The following is a 1,823-nucleotide window of genomic DNA, read 5'->3' on the forward strand; positions in this document are numbered from 1 at the left end:
ATTCTGCCGATTGATTCCATCAAGATCCTTAAAGAAGCCCGTGGCGAGTATCTGCAACAGGATGAAAGCAAAACCATGGACTGGGATGCACTGCGTGACAAAGTCAAGCGCCAGGGTATGCGTAACTCCAACACCATGGCGATTGCGCCGACAGCAACGATTTCAAACATCTGCGGTGTCAGCCAGTCGATTGAACCGACCTACCAGAACCTGTTCGTGAAATCGAACCTGTCCGGCGAGTTCACAGTCATCAACCCGTACATGGTTGAAGATTTGAAAGCACGTGGCCTGTGGGATGATGTCATGATCAATGACCTCAAATACTACGATGGCAGCCTGCTGGCGATTGACCGTGTACCGGCTGAACTGAAAGCGCTGTACACCACCGCCTTTGAAATGGATGCACGCTGGTTGATTGAAGCGGCATCACGCCGTCAGAAATGGCTGGATCAGGCACAAAGTCTGAACCTGTACATGGCAGAACCATCCGGTAAGAAAATGGACAATCTCTACAAACTGGCGTGGGTACGTGGCCTCAAAACCACTTATTACCTGCGTTCAATGGGCGCAACCGGTGCCGAGAAAACCAGCACCGCGCCCACCACAGCAACAACTGCAAAACCGTCTGCACCACCCGTGTTAAAGCCGGTTGCCAAACAAGAAGATGACTTTATTTCAGGCGAAGGTATCGACGCACCGAAAGCCTGTTCAATCTTGGAACCAGACTGCGAGGCTTGCCAATAATGTTTAACTGGGATGATCCACTTGCCGAAAAACCGGCAACTGACAAAGTCGACAATGAACTGCTTCCGCCTATGCAACAAGCGGCCAATGAACTCGACACACCTGAGCCAACCACGGCCAGTGTCAGTGAATTGCCGCCGTCCAATGCGAAAGCCGTTAATGCTGATGACAAACGTGTGGTCAATGGACAAGCTGATATCAATCAGCTTGCGCCATTCAAATATCCGTGGGCGTGGAACTACTTTTTAAACGCCAACAAAAACCACTGGACGCCACTCGATATCAACATGGCACAGGACGTTCATGACTATCGTCATAAACTGACGTTGGAAGAACGTCATGTCTATGAAAACGTGCTGTCATACCTGACCACCTCCGATATTCTTGCTATGCGTAATATCGGTCTGGCGGTTATGGAAAAAATGACCGCACCGGAACTGCAGATTTATCAAGCTCGTCAGGTTTATGAAGAAGCATTGCATACCTGGACCTACCAGCACTGCATCGAAACCATTGGTCTGGATCAAAGTGAAATTTACAACCGCTACCGCGTAGTACCGGAGATTTACCAAAAGATCCAACTCGCCAATAAGCGTCTTGATACCGTTATGCGTAGCGATATCGACCTGCGTGATAAAGACGAACTGGAAAACTTCGTTATGTCCTATGCGTTTTTCGCTGGCATCTTCGAAGGCAGCTGGTTCTACAACGGCTTCTCACCAATCTTTGCTTTGCAACGTCGCGGCTTGATGAAAGGCACAGGCGAACAGCTGCAATACATCATGCGTGATGAAGTCATGCACGCCTCGTTCGGTATTCGTGTTTGCAAACAGATCATCAAAGAAGAAAACGTCAAACTGGATCCCAAGAAAATCCAGGAAATGTTCGAAGAAGCCGATGCAGCTGAAGCAACCTATGGTGGTTATATCCTGCGTGATCCAATCTTGGGTTATTCAAAAGAAGCCCACCACGGCCAATTCCGCTACACCGCCAACCGCCGTGCTAAACAATTAGGCTTTGAAGAACCCTTCCCAGGTGCCGAAGCCACCCTGCCCTGGCTTGATGAACAAGCCAATATG

General features: G+C 49.3%; 1 protein-coding gene and 1 pseudogene. Both read left to right on the plus strand.

Features of this window, described 5'->3' with window-relative positions; genetic code table 11:
- Nucleotides 1-744, plus strand: a pseudogene (locus B3O33_RS02955) (ribonucleoside-diphosphate reductase subunit alpha); the annotation flags it as partial.
- Nucleotides 744-1,823 (plus strand): ribonucleotide-diphosphate reductase subunit beta (locus B3O33_RS02960; protein WP_292362895.1); only part of this gene is annotated, 1,080 nt, incomplete at its 3' end. The pseudogene B3O33_RS02955 and the gene B3O33_RS02960, both read left to right, overlap by 1 nt.

Origin of the sequence: Methylophaga sp. UBA1464, from assembly GCF_002325665.1 — a bacterium.
In the GTDB taxonomy this organism is placed as follows: Bacteria; Pseudomonadota; Gammaproteobacteria; order Nitrosococcales; family Methylophagaceae; genus Methylophaga.